This is a genomic window from Bacillus sp. NPDC094106 (assembly GCF_044764345.1).
Lineage (GTDB): Bacteria > Bacillota > Bacilli > Bacillales > Bacillaceae_G > Bacillus_A.
The window spans coordinates 236485-248173 of sequence record NZ_JBIWHY010000007.1 but is presented as its reverse complement, the minus strand read 5'-3'; the positions used below and the strand labels follow the sequence as shown (position 1 = coordinate 248173).

General features: G+C 35.9%; 10 protein-coding genes and 1 rRNA gene. 4 read left to right on the top strand and 7 right to left on the bottom strand.

From position 1 onward, the window contains the following. The 7 genes from ACIQ7L_RS13330 to dnaA all read right to left on the bottom strand — a co-directional run. A 16S ribosomal RNA gene (locus tag ACIQ7L_RS13330) occupies positions 1-91 on the bottom strand; the annotation flags it as partial. 243 nt (positions 92-334) lie between these two features. After that, positions 335-2812, bottom strand: coding sequence for a DNA gyrase subunit A (gene gyrA / locus ACIQ7L_RS13325; protein ID WP_400569745.1), 2478 nt, complete (start codon positions 2810-2812; stop codon positions 335-337). 89 nt (positions 2813-2901) lie between these two features. Beyond that, positions 2902-4824 carry a DNA topoisomerase (ATP-hydrolyzing) subunit B gene (gyrB, locus tag ACIQ7L_RS13320; protein WP_400569743.1) on the bottom strand — a complete coding sequence of 641 codons (1923 nt, stop codon included), beginning with the start codon at positions 4822-4824 and terminating at the stop codon, positions 2902-2904. A gap of 38 nt (positions 4825-4862) precedes the next feature. Then, positions 4863-5990: a DNA replication/repair protein RecF gene (recF, locus tag ACIQ7L_RS13315; RefSeq protein WP_400569741.1), complete on the bottom strand. Its 1128-nt coding sequence runs from the start codon at positions 5988-5990 to the stop codon at positions 4863-4865. A gap of 12 nt (positions 5991-6002) precedes the next feature. Continuing rightward, complete coding sequence (gene yaaA, locus ACIQ7L_RS13310) at positions 6003-6215, bottom strand: S4 domain-containing protein YaaA (RefSeq protein ID WP_003194149.1); 213 nt, start codon at positions 6213-6215, stop codon at positions 6003-6005. Positions 6216-6339: 124 nt separating this feature from the next. Beyond that, positions 6340-7485, bottom strand: coding sequence for a DNA polymerase III subunit beta (dnaN, locus tag ACIQ7L_RS13305; RefSeq protein ID WP_400569738.1), 1146 nt, complete (start codon positions 7483-7485; stop codon positions 6340-6342). A 178-nt stretch (positions 7486-7663) separates the two neighbouring features. Next, positions 7664-9004, bottom strand: a complete 1341-nt coding sequence (gene dnaA / locus ACIQ7L_RS13300) for a chromosomal replication initiator protein DnaA (protein WP_400569736.1) — start codon at positions 9002-9004, stop codon at positions 7664-7666. Positions 9005-9568: 564 nt separating this feature from the next. Between dnaA and rpmH the strand changes: the two genes are divergently transcribed. The 4 genes from rpmH to jag all read left to right on the top strand — a co-directional run bounded on the left by rpmH (position 9569) and on the right by jag (position 11567). Beyond that, positions 9569-9703, top strand: coding sequence for a 50S ribosomal protein L34 (gene rpmH / locus ACIQ7L_RS13295; protein WP_000831901.1), 135 nt, complete (start codon positions 9569-9571; stop codon positions 9701-9703). A gap of 76 nt (positions 9704-9779) precedes the next feature. Then, on the top strand, positions 9780-10127 hold the full coding sequence (rnpA, locus tag ACIQ7L_RS13290) for a ribonuclease P protein component (RefSeq protein WP_097897704.1): 348 nt from the start codon (positions 9780-9782) through the stop codon (positions 10125-10127). A 58-nt stretch (positions 10128-10185) separates the two neighbouring features. Further along, positions 10186-10953 carry a YidC family membrane integrase SpoIIIJ gene (spoIIIJ, locus tag ACIQ7L_RS13285; protein WP_400569734.1) on the top strand — a complete coding sequence of 256 codons (768 nt, stop codon included), beginning with the start codon at positions 10186-10188 and terminating at the stop codon, positions 10951-10953. After that, a complete protein-coding gene (jag, locus tag ACIQ7L_RS13280; RefSeq protein WP_400569732.1) occupies positions 10950-11567 on the top strand; it encodes an RNA-binding cell elongation regulator Jag/EloR in 618 nt (205 codons plus the stop codon). Before spoIIIJ ends, jag begins: the two co-directional genes overlap by 4 nt. The last annotated feature ends 122 nt before the right edge of the window (positions 11568-11689 follow it).

Sequence of the window (11689 nt, the reverse complement as noted above, 5' to 3'; positions counted from 1 at the left end):
TAAGAGCAAGCTCTTAATCCATTCGCTCGACTTGCATGTATTAGGCACGCCGCCAGCGTTCATCCTGAGCCAGGATCAAACTCTCCAATAAAGTTAGTTTGTCTAGCATCTAAAAATAAAAATTGACGTTTCACGTTGTTTGTTTCGTTTAGTTTTCAAAGTTCAACATCGCGTTTCAGCGACTTTTATAATATATCATAGTATATTATTTTCGTCAACAAGTTTTTTTCGATAACTTGTATCTCTCATTTGCTGACTCTGCCTATTATATAGGCTTTCTTATTGCTATGCAAGTATTATTATAAAAAAATAAAGAGGGGGGAAATCCCCACTCTTATTCTTCAGAAGAAACCTCTTCACTAATTTCTTCATCTTCATCTTCATCTTTTTGTGCTTTTGCTACTGTCGCTACCTCTTGCTCATCCTCTAATCGAATTAGACGAACACCTTGTGTATTACGCCCCATTTGAGAGATTTGATCAACTGGCATACGAATAATAACACCCGCTGCTGTAATTAACATAATGTCTTCTTCACCTGTTACAGATTTAACTGCTACTAATTTACCGTTCTTATCTGTAATATTACAAGTCTTCAGACCTTTACCACCACGACTCTGTAGTCGATACTCTTCAACCGGCGTACGCTTACCATACCCGTTTTTCGTTACGATTAAGACATTCGTATCTTCTTCAACAATTTCCATACCTACTACTTGGTCCTCTTCGCCTAGTGTAATAGCTTTTACACCAGCTGCATTACGGCCCATGGAACGTACATCTTGTTCATTGAAGCGAATTAACATACCATTACTTGTCCCTACGATAATATCTTTATCACCAGATGTTAAACGTACAGAAATTACTTCATCTTCTTCACGAAGCGAAATTGCAATTAAACCGTTCGTACGTATATTTGCAAATGATGAGAGCGGCGTTCTCTTAGAGATACCTTGTTTCGTTGTAAAGAATAAGAACTGGTCGTCACCAAACTCACGAATTGGAATAATGGCGTTGATCCACTCACCCTTATCTACCCCTAATAGGTTAATAATCGGTAGTCCTTTCGCCGTACGACTATACTCTGGAATTTCATATCCTTTTGTACGGTATACTTTACCCTTGTTTGTGAAGAATAAAATATGATCATGAGTAGACGTTGTTAATAAATGTTCAACAAAGTCATCATCATTCGTACCCATTCCTTGTACACCACGTCCCCCACGGTTCTGTGTTTTGTACGTAGAAGCCGGTAACCTCTTAATGTAACCATTATGAGTAAGTGTAATTGCGATATTTTGTTCTGGGATTAAATCTTCATCCTCGATAGCTTCCATACCGCCAATTGTAATTTCTGTTCTTCTCTTATCATTAAAACGTTCTTTTACTTCAGCTAATTCCTCGCGAATAATTTCAAGAACTTTTTCTTCGTCTGCTAAAATTGCTTTTAACTCTGCAATTAGCTTCATTAAGTCTTGATATTCTTGTTCAATTTTTTCACGTTCTAATCCGGTTAAACGTTGCAAACGCATATCTAAAATCGCTTGCGCTTGTTTCTCGCTTAAGCCGAAACGTTCCATTAAACCTTGTTTTGCAATATCAGCTGTTTTTGAACTACGGATTAAAGTAATAACTTCATCAAGGTGATCTAACGCAATCCGTAATCCTTCTAGAATATGGGCACGTGCTTCTGCTTTCTCTAATTCATAAGCAGTACGTCTACGAATTACTACCTTTTGATGCTCTAAATAATAATATAGATTTTGTTTTAAATTTAGGACTTGTGGCTCTCCATTTACAAGAGATAACATATTAATACCGAAGCTTGTTTGAAGCGCCGTGTGCTTATATAGATTATTTAATAGTACATTGGCATTTGCATCACGACGTACTTCCATAACAATACGCATACCATTTCGATCCGATTCATCACGTAAATCTGTAATGCCTTCAATTTTCTTATCACGAACTAATTCTGCAATCTTTTCAATTAATCGCGCCTTATTAACTTGATAAGGTAGTTCTGTTACGATAATAGATTGTTTACCATTTGCTCTCTCTTCAATTTCAACTTTAGCACGAAGTATGATAGAGCCGCGGCCTGTTTCGTAAGCTCTTCGAATTCCACTTCGCCCTAAGATTAAACCTGATGTTGGGAAGTCTGGTCCAGGAATATATTCCATTAATTCCGCGATAGTAATATCAGGGTTATGACTTAATGCCAATACACCATCAATTACTTCTCCAAGTTGATGCGGTGGAATGTTTGTTGCCATACCAACCGCAATACCCGTCGTACCATTTACTAATAAGTTAGGGAAACGCGCTGGTAATACAATTGGTTCTCTTTCAGAACCATCATAGTTATCTTGATAATCTATCGTATTTTTCGTAATATCGCGCAATAGTTCCATGGAAATCTTAGACATTCTTGCTTCTGTATAACGCATTGCTGCAGCTGAATCTCCATCAACAGAACCGAAATTACCATGTCCATCAACAAGCATGTAACGTTGACTAAAATCTTGCGCCATACGTACCATTGTTTCATAAACAGCTGCATCACCGTGCGGGTGATACTTACCAATTACTTCACCGACAATACGTGCCGACTTCTTATATGCTTTATCAGCTGTAATTCCTAAATCATTCATCGCATATAAAACCCTACGGTGAACTGGTTTTAACCCATCACGAACATCTGGTAATGCACGAGATACGATAACACTCATTGCGTAATCTAAAAATGAGGTACGCATTTCATGACTAATATTAATTTCTCGAATTCGTGCTTGTTGTTGATTGTCTGACATCAACGAGCACCTCCTCTTACATTTCCGTTACATAATATATTGATTTATATGGAGAAGACAGGAATACTTGGATTCCTGTCATTACTCACTTAAATATCAAGGTTTTTCACGTATTTTGCATTTTCTTGGATAAAGTTACGACGCGGTTCTACTTTATCACCCATTAAAATTTCAAACGTTTCATCCGCTTCAATCGCATCTTGAAGAGAAACTTGAAGTAACGAACGTACTTCCGGGTCCATTGTTGTCTCCCATAGCTGAGTTGGATTCATTTCCCCTAGACCTTTATAGCGCTGAATTCCAGGCTTAGGTTGAGCCGGTAATTCAGCTAGTATTTTTTCAAGTTCTTTATTGTTGTAAGCATATTGAATTTTTTTGCCTTGTTGTACTTTAAACAATGGTGGTTGCGCAATATATATATAACCACACTCAATTATTTGACGCATATAACGATAGAAGAACGTCAATAATAGGGTACGAATATGTGCACCATCCACGTCGGCATCTGTCATAATAATAATTTTATGATAACGAGCCTTCTCAATATCGAAATCCCCACCAATATTTGTACCAATCGCTGTAATAATTGTACGCACTTCATCGTTAGATAAAATTTTATCTAATCGCGCCTTTTCAACGTTAATAATCTTACCTTTAAGTGGTAAAATCGCTTGGAAATGACGGTCACGCCCTTGTTTCGCAGATCCGCCGGCAGAGTCACCCTCTACGATGTAAATTTCACTGATTGCTGGATCTTTCGAAGAACAATCCGCTAATTTACCTGGTAAACTCGAAACTTCTAACGCACTCTTTCTACGTGTCAATTCACGAGCTTTTTTAGCAGCTACGCGCGCGCGCGCTGCCATCGTTCCTTTATCTATAATTTTACGTGCAACATTTGGGTTTTCTAGTAAGAACTTTTCAAAGGCTTCTGAGAATACAGATTCTGTAATCGTTCTCGCTTCACTATTTCCAAGTTTCGTCTTCGTTTGCCCTTCAAATTGTGGATTTGGATGTTTAATTGATACGATTGCTGTTAAGCCTTCACGAACATCTTCACCAGTTAAATTACTATCCGCATCTTTTAAAATGTTATTTTTGCGACCATAATCGTTGATTACACGTGTTAGGGCAGTTTTAAATCCTACCTCATGTGTACCACCTTCATACGTATGAATATTATTTGTAAATGAGTAAATATGATTTGTATATCCTTCGTTATATTGAAGCGCAACTTCAACCTGAATCCCATCTTTTGAACCTTCAACATATACAGGCTCTTCATGGATTGGTTGTTTTGAACGATTTAAATGCTCCACATAAGATTTAATTCCACCTTCGTAATGGAACTCTTTCTTTTGCTTATGTTCACGCTTATCTTCAATTGTTAATTTAATATTACGATTTAAAAACGCCAACTCACGCATACGAGTCGCTAACGTATCAAATTCATATTCTGTCGTCTCTTTAAAAATCTCTGGATCTGGCTTAAAGCGAGTTATTGTCCCTGTATGATCCGTTTCACCGATGACTTTCAAATCTGCAACTGGAATACCTCGTTCATATTTTTGATAATGGATTTTTCCTTCACGGTGTACAAACACTTCTAGTTCTGTCGATAAGGCATTTACAACAGATGCCCCAACGCCATGTAAACCACCAGAAACTTTATAACCGCCGCCACCAAATTTACCACCAGCGTGAAGGACAGTCATAATAACCTCTACCGCAGGACGTCCCATTTTTTCTTGTATACCAACTGGAATACCACGTCCATTATCCGTTACAAGAATACTATTATCTTCTTCGATACTAACGTTAATTTCATCACAATATCCTGCTAACGCTTCATCGATACTATTATCGACAATTTCCCATACAAGATGGTGAAGTCCTTTCCCGCTCGTAGATCCAATATACATACCCGGACGTTTCCGAACTGCCTCTAGTCCCTCAAGTACCTGTATTTGACTTTCATCATATGAATTTTCTTGCATTTGCTTTTGTTCCATTGACACAAAGATCACCTACTTTTCCATTTAAACAGAAGCTAAGCTCTGTCTATTTCACAATCTACCGTGCCGTTCGTTACATGAATTGTTTTCGCTTCTTTTAATGTTTCGTGTTCAATTCCGTCGACACTCGTCGTTGTCACAAATGTTTGCACTTTTCCTTGAATTGTATTTAACAGATGTGATTGACGATAATCATCTAGTTCTGATAACACATCATCTAATAAAAGGATTGGATATTCCTTAACCTCTGAATAAATCAATTCAATTTCAGCTAATTTTAGGGACAGTGCGGTTGTTCGTTGTTGTCCTTGTGAACCAAAGACTTGAACATTTTTACTATTAACGAAGAATTGTAAATCGTCACGATGCGGACCAATTAAAGTCGTACCACGGAAAATTTCACGTTGTTTCACAGACTGAAAACTTTCATAGTATACTTCTTTTATTTTCGACAAATCCATTGATTCTGATACATCTACACTTGGTTTATACACGATTTCTAACTCCTCTAATCCTCTACTAATTCCGCGGTGGATTGGAGCAGCCCATTCTTGTAGTAAATGCAAAAACTCAAAACGTTTTCGCAAAATTTTTGCACCATGTTCAATGAGTTGAAGTGTAAATACATCCAACATCGTTTCCTCATTTTTACTATTCCCTTGCATTTTTTTTAGCAAGTGATTTCGTTGCGTGAGCACCTTTTGGTATTGGCTTAATTCATACAAATAGACAGGAGCTATTTGTCCGAGCTCCATATCCAAAAAGCGTCTTCGTACTTGAGGGCTTCCTTTTACAAGATTTAAATCTTCTGGGGCAAACATAACAACATTCATTTCGCCAATATATTGGCTCAACTTTTGTTGTTCAAGTTGATTTAACTTTGCCTTTTTGCCTTTTTTAGAAATATTTAATTCTAAAGACAAAGAACTATTTCGTTTTTGTAATCTACCTTTTATTTTACCATAATCCTCATCCCACCGGATAAGTTCACGATCATTCGAAGTTCTATGAGATTTTGCCATCGCTAATACATAAATAGCTTCCATCAAATTCGTTTTCCCTTGTGCATTTTCACCAATAATTACATTGACCTTATCCTCAAAGGAAAGTTCTAGATTTTCATAATTGCGATAGTTTTTTAATTGTATTTCTGTAATAAACAAAGGGCTCCCCCTTTATGCCTGAACTTGAAATGTTCCGTTTCCCGGAATTTCAACGATATCATTTGCATATAACTTTCGGCCTCTTCTATTTTCAAGCTCTTGATTCACGTACACTTCGTATTCTTGTAAGAACCATTTCACAGCGCCGCCTGTATCAATCACATCAGCTAACTTTAAAAATTGTCCTAGTGTAATGTACTCTGTTGAAATCTTAATACGTTTCATAAAATCGCTCACTTTCTGAAAGTGTTCATTCTTTCATTGTACTAAATAAACTTACATTAGGAAAGCAATACCCAAAATCAAACAAGGGTCACTAGCATATTTAAACTAGCAACCCTCACTCTTCTTAGTAAGTACGAACTGGTAAAATTAATTGGATAATAGAATTATCATTTACTGTACGAATTAAGAACGGTCTCATTGCACCAGTAAAGCTAATTTTAATTTCCGTACTATCTAAGGCTTTTAATGCATCCATCATATATTTTGCACTAAAGGATATTTTTAATTCTTCCCCTTCTACCTTCTCACATTGAATTTCTTCTACTACTTTCCCGATTTCTGGTGAATTCGAAGAAATTTCCAGCATTTGTTGTTCTAACGTTGATAGCTTTACAACGTTATTACGGCCATCTCTTGCTAGTAATGAAGCACGATCAATAGCCTGTAAAAATTCCTTTGTATTTACAAAAATATCTGTTTTGCTTTCTGCTGGAATTAAACGAGTTGTATCTGGGTAATTACCTTCTAATAATCTAGAGAAGAATAATAAATGTTTTGTTCGGAATAATACTTGATACTCTGTAATAACGATATCTACCATCTCTTCAGATTCATCTAGAATCTTGCTTAATTCGTTTAAACTTTTACCAGGGATAACAACATTCGCTTGGAATTCGCCAGAAACACTATGTCCTTCAATTTTCGCTTTACGAAGTGCTAACCTGTGACTATCTGTTGCAATACAAGTCAGTTCGCTGTTATATACTTTCCAGTTTACACCTGTCAAGATCGGACGAGTTTCAGAACTTGAAACCGCAAATACGGTTTGACGAATCATGTGTTTTAGTAAATCTGTAGGGAGTTTAAATACATGATGTTCTTCAATTTGCGGTAATAATGGGTATTCTGCAGCATCTAAGCCATTTAAATTAAACTCGGATTTTCCAGATTTTATTTTTGTCATAAAATGATTTTCTACAGAAATTTCGACCGTGTCTCTCGGTAATTTTTTTACAATTTCGCTAAAATATTTTGCTTGTAAAACAATACTTCCTGATTGTGCAATTTCTACGATCTCTTTTCCATCTTCTTCAACAGGAATAAAGGATTCAATTGAAATATTCGCATCACTACCTGTTAATGTAACCCCTTCTTCAGTAGCTACAACTTTAATTCCTGTAAGAATGGGAATTGTTGTACGAGAGGAAACAGCCTTCATTACATCTTGTACACTTCTTACAAGGTAGTCCTTTTGAATTGTAAAACGCATAACGAAAACCTCCGGTAAGTATAAGATTTTATTTATTTAATAAAGATAAAAAAGTAGTAGTAATAGTAGTAGGGCTTGTGGATATGTGGATAACTTAGTTTAGAGATGTAAAAACAGTCTATCTACATGTGGATAGACTGTGCGTAAAACAAGGAAAGTTATTCACACTATTCAACTACTACTTTAAAATATCCTTAATTTCTTCGACTTGTTTTTGCAGTTGCGTATCCGTTTTTAATAACTTCGAAATTTTTTCGTGAGCATGGATAACTGTTGTGTGATCACGGCCGCCAAATTCTTCACCTATTTTTGGTAAAGATGAGTCTGTAAGTTCGCGTGATAGATACATTGCGATTTGTCGAGGAAATGCAACAGATTTTGTACGTTTCTTCGCTTTGAAATCCTCTAATTTAACCTGATACACATCTCCAACAGCCTTTTGAATATCATAAATAGAAATAATTTTTGGTTTAGAATTTGGAATAATATCTTTAAGTGCTTCAGCTGCTAGATCTGCATTAATATCTTTATTAATTAGGGATGAATAGGCAACAACTCGAATAAGTGCCCCCTCTAGTTCACGAATATTTGAGTCAATTTGGTTTGCAATATAGAGCATAACCTCATTTGGAATATCAAGGCCTTCTGCTTTTGCCTTTTTCCGCAAAATTGCAATCCTCGTTTCTAAGTCTGGTGGCGTAATATCTGTAATAAGTCCCCACTCAAATCGTGAACGAAGACGATCTTCTAAAGTTGGAATTTCCTTAGGTGGTCGATCGCTTGAAATTACAATTTGTTTACTTTCTTCATGTAACGCATTAAATGTATGGAAGAACTCTTCTTGCGTTTGTTCTTTTCCAGCGAGAAACTGAATATCATCTATCAATAAGACATCTACATTACGGTATTTATTACGAAAATCGACAGCTTTATTGTCACGAATTGAATTAATAAATTCGTTTGTAAATTTTTCTGATGATAAATAAACGACTTTTGCATTTGGATTATGCTCAATTACATAATGACCAATTGCATGCATTAAATGCGTTTTTCCAAGTCCAACGCCCCCATAAATAAATAATGGGTTATATGCTTTTGCGGGTGCTTCAGCTACAGCTAAAGAGGCTGCATGTGCAAAGCGGTTACCAGAGCCAATAACAAATGTATCAAAAGTATATTTCGGGTTTAACATGCTCTGTGGTAAGTGATTAGACTCGTCATTTGTTCTTTTCTTTTTAGCAGGAGGATAGTCAATCTCCTCTTCAGTTTGACTTTGGGGAATAATAAAGCGAATATCTAGCTTTGCTCCTGTTAAATCGTAAAGTGTTTCTGAAATTAGCTCTGAATAATGAGATTCTAACCAGTCACGAGCAAATTCATTTGGAGCTGTAATGGTTAATATATCTTTTTTTAAAGCATGTGCTTTTGTCGATTTTAACCAGGTTTCATAACTCGGTTTACTTACCTTTTTTTCTAGCTCTTTCAAAGCACTATTCCATAAATCAGAGATATTTTCCAAGGGTGTCCCTCCTTTACAAAGATGGTAAAAGAATAAGGTTGTGCAACAATTGTACAACCTCAAAAAACAATAATGTATATTTATACGGAACGTATTTTAAAACCTAAAAACGCCGTCTGTATACGAGATAGAGTTTTCGACAAAAAAACCACATGTGGACAACTATTTACCCACATGTGATTATAACTGTCCACATGTTATGCACAATTTGTGGATAAATTATAAGTGTGGAAAACTTGTTCAAGGTGAAAACACAACTATAATATCAAAAAAAAGTAGTGATAGCAATGAATTTCAGAAAGTTATCCACAAAATCAATACCTTGTGGAATAAACTTGTCCACAATACGATATACTGTGTAAAAGTGAAAAAATAATTTGTGGATATGAAAAAACAGAAAATATATTTATCCACAAGAGAATGAAGCGGTTGTGAAAAAAATTGTGAATAGGTTTAAAATGAATATTTGATGAAAATTTCGAGAACCATTGACATTTTACTAGTTGATTAACTATAATTTACAAGACTGTCTTTAACAGATATTCCTCAGGGAGGTGTCATATAATGAAAAGAACTTACCAACCAAATAAACGTAAGCGCAGCAAAGTACATGGTTTCCGCAGCCGTATGAGCACAGCGAACGGACGTAAAGTGCTAGCAGCTCGTCGTCGTAAAGGAAGAAAAGTATTATCTGCGTAGACCACTGATCGTTCAGTGGTCTTTTTTTCTAGTAATAATGAATTTCCACTGATGAAATACAGGAGTGTCAATTGATATGAAGAAAAAGAATCGTATAAAAAAGAATGATGAATTCCAGGCTGTTTTTCAAAATGGAAAATCGAATGCAAATCGTCAGTTTGTTGTATACCAGCTTGAAAAGGCTGAGCAACCATACTTTCGAATCGGTCTTTCTGTTAGTAAGAAAATAGGAAATGCAGTTGTACGCAATCGAATTAAGCGTATGATTCGCCAATCGATTACCGAATTAAAAGATGAGATAGATTCTGGAAAAGATTTTGTTATAATAGCAAGGAAGCCTTGTGCAGATATGACATATGAACAATTAAAGGGAAGCTTAATTCATGCCTTTAAGCGCTCTGGTATCAAAATCACAAACAAGTAGCGTAGGAAAAGGAAAATGAATTACACTATATACATACCGAAACAAGGAGGAGCAGGCTGTGAAAAAGAAGATAGGCTTACTAGCCATGGTTATTGCATTAATGGCGATTACTGCGGGCTGTAGTGAAACAAATCTGCCAATTACATCGAAAAGCACAGGGATTTGGAATGAATATTTCGTATACCCGCTTTCTCAGTTAATCACGTATTTTGCAAAATTATTGGGTAATAATTTTGGCTTAGCGATTGTTGTTACGACTCTTATTATTCGTTTTGCGCTATTACCATTAATGATTAAACAAACGAAGAGTACGAAAGCAATGCAAGCGTTGCAACCAGAAATGGCGAGACTAAAAGAGAAATATAGCTCTAAGGATCAAGCGACGCAGCAAAAGTTGCAACAAGAAATGATGCAATTGTATCAAAAGAATGGCGTAAACCCATTAGCAGGTTGTTTACCAATCTTTATTCAAATGCCAATTTTATTCGCATTTTATCATGCGATTATGAGAACGACGGAAATTAAACAACATAGTTTCTTATGGTTTGATTTAGGACATCCAGATCCGTACTATATCCTTCCAATTGTTGCAGCAATTACAACATTCCTTCAGCAAAAACTTTCAATGGCAGGTACAGCTGGACAAAATCCACAAATGGCAATGATGCTTTGGCTTATGCCGATCATGATTTTAGTCTTTGCAATTAATTTCCCAGCAGCATTATCTCTATACTGGGTAGTTGGTAATATTTTTGGTGTCGCTCAAATGTATTTGATCAAAGGGCCAGAAATTAAGGCTAGTAAGGCTGGAGGATCAAGCAAGTGAGTATAATTACTGCTAAAGGACAAACAGTCGAGCTGGCAGTACAAGATGCTTTAAGGCAATTAAAAGTTCCAAAAGATCAAGTTGATATACAAATTATCGATGAAGGCAAGAGAGGGTTCTTAGGTTTAATTGGGAATCGTCCAGCCGTGGTGGAAGTTGTAGTAAAAAAAGATCCAATCCAAGAAGCTGAACAATATTTACAAAGTGTTGTTCAAAGTATGGGTGTGGATGTGGTGATTACAAAAACTGTAAAAGGTCGAGAAGTAGAATTTACAATTTCTGGTGAAAATGTAGGTGTTTTAATTGGGAAAAGAGGTCATACGTTAAATTCTTTACAATATTTAACAAAACTTGTTGCGAATCGTAGTACAAAACAGTATATTGGCATAACAGTGGATGCTGAGAACTATCGTAGTAAAAGAAAAGATACATTAGAATCACTTTCTTATCGATTAGCAAAACAAGTAATGAGTACAAAGAAAAGCTTTGTATTAGAGCCGATGCCTTCTTTTGAACGAAAAATTATTCACCAAACATTATCTAATCATCCAAATGTAATTACAACTTCTGAAGGAAAAGAACCACATCGACATGTTGTAATAACTTCCAAATAACCGGTTACTCACTTGAGTACCGGTTTTTTTCTGTGAATATATCTTGTAGAATCCTGATCAGGACAAATAATTAATGGGAATAGAGGAAGTTTTTACTGGTTCAAGGTTTTCTTTATAAAAAT

Bases quoted from the DNA above. Each gene is read 5' to 3' on its own strand.
- gyrA (WP_400569745.1), bottom strand. From the start codon at position 2,812: ATGTCAGACAATCAACAACAAGCACGAATTCGAGAAATTAATATTAGT.
- gyrB (WP_400569743.1), bottom strand. From the start codon at position 4,824: ATGGAACAAAAGCAAATGCAAGAAAATTCATATGATGAAAGTCAAATA.
- yaaA (WP_003194149.1), bottom strand. From the start codon at position 6,215: ATGAAACGTATTAAGATTTCAACAGAGTACATTACACTAGGACAATTT.
- dnaN (WP_400569738.1), bottom strand. From the start codon at position 7,485: ATGCGTTTTACAATTCAAAAGGACTACCTTGTAAGAAGTGTACAAGAT.
- rpmH (WP_000831901.1), top strand. From the start codon at position 9,569: ATGAAAAGAACTTACCAACCAAATAAACGTAAGCGCAGCAAAGTACAT.
- rnpA (WP_097897704.1), top strand. From the start codon at position 9,780: ATGAAGAAAAAGAATCGTATAAAAAAGAATGATGAATTCCAGGCTGTT.